Source organism: Arthrobacter sp. B0316-1-20 (genome assembly GCF_059091865.1).
The window spans coordinates 1-3,590 of the sequence record NZ_JBNHHC010000182.1 but is presented as its reverse complement, the minus strand read 5'-3'; the positions used below and the strand labels follow the sequence as shown (position 1 = coordinate 3,590).

The 3,590-nt window shown below is 64.9% G+C and carries 4 protein-coding genes; 1 reads left to right on the top strand and 3 read right to left on the bottom strand.

The features are described 5' to 3' along the window. Positions 1-111: 111 nt before the first annotated feature. The 3 genes from AC5RW2_RS41435 to AC5RW2_RS41425 form a co-directional block, all read right to left on the bottom strand. Positions 112-519 (bottom strand): hypothetical protein, encoded by a 408-nt coding sequence (locus AC5RW2_RS41435; RefSeq protein ID WP_493986638.1) that lies wholly within the window; start codon positions 517-519, stop codon positions 112-114. Between the two features lie 152 nt (positions 520-671). Next, a complete protein-coding gene (locus AC5RW2_RS41430; protein WP_493986637.1) occupies positions 672-959 on the bottom strand; it encodes a DUF3040 domain-containing protein in 288 nt (95 codons plus the stop codon). 156 nt (positions 960-1,115) lie between these two features. Beyond that, on the bottom strand, positions 1,116-1,871 hold the full coding sequence (locus tag AC5RW2_RS41425) for a DUF421 domain-containing protein (protein WP_494075316.1): 756 nt from the start codon (positions 1,869-1,871) through the stop codon (positions 1,116-1,118). A gap of 880 nt (positions 1,872-2,751) precedes the next feature. Between AC5RW2_RS41425 and AC5RW2_RS41420 the strand changes: the two genes are divergently transcribed. Continuing rightward, positions 2,752-3,054, top strand: coding sequence for a DUF4193 domain-containing protein (locus tag AC5RW2_RS41420; RefSeq protein ID WP_493986705.1), 303 nt, complete (start codon positions 2,752-2,754; stop codon positions 3,052-3,054). Positions 3,055-3,590: the final 536 nt, after the last annotated feature.

Genomic DNA, 3,590 nt, shown 5'->3' with positions numbered 1-3,590 from the left:
GTCCCTGACCACAGCCGATAGCAGCGCATATGTTTTACGGGACTGCAGGATATCCGCGATCGGCTGGTCCAGGCCCGGCGCCCCTACACTCACGGCTCAGCCCGCCGTGGTTCACTCATGTGAGTGTCGGGGAAGCGTTGCTGCAGGATGTGGCCAGGGCTCTGCGGTGTGGGCGCCCCAGCGGTTTTGGTTCTCCAGTTCCCGGTGCACGCGCAGCGCCTCGGCAACGGGGCCCTCATTGACCTTGGCCCGGAAGGCCACCGGAGCCGTGTTGGTTGTTTCCATGACTGCGTTGCTGTAGACGCGGCCGCAGGCCGGGCACAGCGTATAGACCTTGTCAGCCTCAGGCCATTCGGCCAGGCCCTCCGGCACCACGGTGCCCGGGTCGACAGAAACGGCGATGCCCGCCTCATTGACGTCAATCAGCCCCTCATCGCCGGCGCTGTTGCCGCACACGCACCTGAGGCTGATGACATCGTGATCCGCGATATCCCCGTATTCAGCATCCTCAGCGGCCATGGCCTGCCTCCCCTCATCCGGTATGCGGTACCTGCGCTCCCCGCACACCTCCACGCCCCATGCCTGGGTATCGGTTGCAGTTCCGAACTGACAGGCACCTTGGCAGCCGGCGCTCTACCGGTGCGGGCAGCGGCCCCGCGCTCCTGCCGGTCTTAGGGGCAGCTGTCATCCAGACAGCACAAAAAGAAAAACCGCAGAACAGCCGCATACACCAGCACGTATCCGCCAACAGTGAAGACCGCCAGCTCCGAGGCGATGCCGAGGATGAACACAGCCGCGCCCATCACTGCGGTCAGGACCGCCCGGCGCACCGCCCCAGGAGGGCCCAGGGACGGAGAGTCCACCGGCCCGTCGGACAGAATGCGTGCCAGCCTGGGATCCTCGGCGGCCAGGTCACGCTCAAGCTGCGCCAGGCGCCTGTTCTCTTCATACGACAACACCGGACATCTCCCGCATGCTCCGGCAAGATCCTGCCCGCCCGGCAGGCCCTCACCGGTTTGAAAACCCTGAAGGTGTTTCCTTATTCCCATTATGGATCCGCTCCCCGGCACCGGCACTTGCCCGAAACGGCAGCCAAACGCGGATCCGCCGGGGTCTTAACCGCCGAGTATCAGCGCATAGGTTGAGGCCTTCCCGGCGATCGTATTGGAGGCAAAATCGACGGAGCCGGATGCGGTTCCTGCCGCCCATCGTCTTGCCGGCCGGTTTTTCCGCCCGATCTGCCCCTTTACTGCCGGCCCGGGCAGTCCTGCATCCCGTGATGGGGCCGCCGGTTCGCTCCGGTGGCTGGAGTGCGGTTCGGTTGCCGCGGCACCGCGGCCGAAAGAACAGCTACAGGGCTTCGGGGGGGGCTGCACCGGTTCGGTTCCGCCACGGTCCCGGCGGACGACGCTGATCATGCCGTTGGGCTCCAGGCAGGCACGCTCCACCTGCGCAATGTCCTCGATGCCGTGCAGCCGCCGCTGGGAGAAGACCTCGTCTTCGTTCATGAATTCCCTGCGCATCACCTTCCGGTTCAGCTCACCGTTCCTGATGAGCTGCCGGGGCCGGGCCTTCAGCAGCGGCGCGAGGCGCGGGAACCGGTAGGCGACGGCATCAACTGCCACGCTCCAAAACAGGATCGCGGCCACGACCACCAAAGCATCGGTGATCGTTTCGGCCTCCCCGTGCAGACCGACCGAAGCAGCCTCGGCCACGAGGACGACCAGCAGCACATCGGTCAGCCCCAGCGCCCCGGACTCGCGCTGGCCGACAATGCGCATCAGGAGGAACAGCACCAGAAACATGACTGTGCCCCGGATAAAGGCCTCAAGCAGCGGAATACTCGGCCCGAACATCGACTGCCAATCCATTTTGGACTCCTGACTTCCAAAGGCATTGACGGTTTACCGGACAAGCGCCCGGACAAGCGCGCGGGCCGGCGTGTGGCCGGCGTGTGGCCGGCGACGGGCGGCAGGGCCTAGCCGATGGAGCGTGGCCGGGAACATCGCCACACATTCCCGGTCCGGTGTTCTCCCTAACACCACAAACTAAGTATGCTTACTATAGTCTGCCAAGCCGCCCGGCAGCCGTTCGGCAGGATCCGGGCTTTCCCCGGGCAGGCTAAGCGGACGGAACCAGGTGGGCGCAGACCCTGTCCGGCTCTCTCCGGTCCGGCTCATGCACGGCGAAGGGGCCCACCGCCGATAACGACACACACGCCCACAAGACGGTGACCGGCTTGGATAATTGCCAGTCATGTTGTCGAGCAGCAACTGCAGGATTATCAGCCCCTGCGTCCGCGCCATGTTGAGCAGGCCCAAGAGCGGATGAGCCGGAGGCTTCCTAACCAGCGGCAATGAGCAACGACACTGAAGATGGGGTGATTCCCTGCACTGCTGAGGGCCAACCACCACCGATAACGGCGCATACGTAAGCCTGGGCCGGGAACGGTTTCTGCCGGTTCTCCTGCGCCTGCACATCCAGGTCCTCGCCTGCGGATTCGTGACCCTGCCCGATGTTCCGGCCGGTTCTTCGCCCGGGGCCGGGATGAGGGGGATCCTGGGCGTTCCGGCCGGCTGGGCGCGGCCTTTCGCTTACCCGGCGTCGAAGCAGCCCGGGACTCCTGTTACCCTTGGACATCGCCCGGCCGCCGCGGATGCGGACCATGCTGCCCGTTGCCTGTGGAACAGCCGCGCAGCGCTGTACGTTGCACCGGGGTCAGCCAACACCGGAGAAAAGAGAACAAGCCAAGTGGCAACCGATTACGACGAGGTCCGTTCCGACGTCAAGGAATCCCAGGACAAATCCCTGCAGGCACTGCAGTCCGCCAATGCACCGGACGCCCGCAGTGTCGTCCTGGAGCTGGATGAGGCCGACGGCCTGGACGGAGCCGGTATTCCCGGCGGCGAGTTCATCGCCGAGGAGCTGACCGTTCAGATCATCCCCCAGGCCGACGACGAATTCACCTGCTACTCGTGCTTCCTGGTCCGGCACCGGTCCCAGATTGCCCGGCAGAAGGGCGCCCACGCCTACTGCACCGACTGTGAAGGCTAAGCCAGCCTATTCCCGGCCGTTGAGCGCGCAGCCGGGTTGCCGGCGCCGGAGCCGATAAGCAGCAGGGTCCAAGAAACCCTTCGTGCACCGTGATCAGGTGTCCCCGGCGAGGGTGCGCTCGGGGCGCTCTCGGACGGATTTGAGGACAAAACCGTCATTGTCAGGGCCATTACGGCAGTACGCGAACACGCCGCCGGCGCGCTGATCACCGGTCTGACAACCCCGGCAGAAAAAACCCGAACCAAATAGACCCGGACCGGATGGACCCGGACTGGTCAGCCGCTGCTGCCGGCCGCTTCAATCCGCGGGGGACTCTGCCTGCGGGTCCTAGCCAGAACGGCTCCTTCGTTTGGATGGACATCCCCATTGCGCTCCTGTCGTGCCGTTATTTCCGGCTGACTGTCCTGTCTACGTCGTAGACAGCGTCCGTCGCGGTGCTCTAGGAGACTGCTGAACAAGGGGCGATTTGAAGGGCTGGTGAGGGCGAATTGACGCTCGAACCAGCCCTTCGGCGTTTCTGGGTATGAAGGAGCGGG

Coding starts and splice junctions, on each gene's coding strand:
- AC5RW2_RS41435 (WP_493986638.1), bottom strand. CDS start 519: ATGGCCGCTGAGGATGCTGAATACGGGGATATCGCGGATCACGATGTC.
- AC5RW2_RS41425 (WP_494075316.1), bottom strand. CDS start 1,871: ATGGATTGGCAGTCGATGTTCGGGCCGAGTATTCCGCTGCTTGAGGCC.